Annotated in this window: 1 protein-coding gene; it reads left to right on the top strand. The window is 58.4% G+C overall.

Annotated elements, in window-relative coordinates; all coding sequences use genetic code 11:
• On the top strand, positions 1-844 hold an 844-nt coding region (gene ligA / locus J5224_RS31430), incomplete at both ends, for an NAD-dependent DNA ligase LigA (RefSeq protein WP_264628908.1).

Below are 844 nucleotides of genomic sequence, written 5' to 3'. Positions count from 1 at the left end.
CTGTTGGTGCAGGCGGCCACGCGCGGCGATGGCAGTACCGGGGAAAACATTACCGCCAATATCCGTACCATCGCTGCCATTCCGCTGCGGTTGCACGGTGACAACATTCCTGCACGCGTAGAAGTGCGCGGCGAAGTGTTTATGAAACACCGCGGCTTTGAAAAGATGAATGATGAAGCGCGACGTACCGGCGGCAAGATTTTTGCCAATCCGCGCAATGCGGCAGCGGGATCGTTGCGTCAGCTCGATCCGCGTATTACGGCCAAACGTCCCCTGACCTTTTTCTGCTACGGCGTTGGCCTATTGGAAGGCGGAACTCTGCCAGACAGCCATTTGGCACGCCTGAAGCAATTTAAAGCCTGGGGATTGCCGGTCAGCGATCGTATCCGTTTATGCACTGGCAGTGCGGACGTGCTGGCATTTTATCGTCAGGTAGAACAGGAACGCGCTACGCTCGGCTTCGATATTGACGGCGTGGTGGTCAAAGTTGACGATCTGGCATTGCAAGAGCGACTCGGGTTTGTGGCGCGCGCGCCGCGCTGGGCGGTAGCCTTTAAATTCCCGGCGCAGGAACAACTGACCTGGCTGCACGGCGTTGATTTCCAGGTAGGGCGCACCGGTGCCATTACGCCGGTGGCGCGCCTTGAGCCGGTTGCCGTTGCCGGGGTGATGGTAAGTAATGCCACCTTGCACAACCGCGATGAAATTGAACGTCTTGGCATCCAGATTGGCGATCGCGTTATCGTGCGCCGCGCAGGCGATGTGATTCCGCAGATTGTTGGCGTGGTGGAAGCAGAGCGACCTGCCGATGCGCGTCCTATCGATTTTCCTGAGCAATGCCCGG

The sequence above is a fragment of the Candidatus Symbiopectobacterium sp. NZEC135 genome, assembly GCF_025962695.1.
This window is presented reverse-complemented; position numbering and strand designations above follow the sequence as displayed.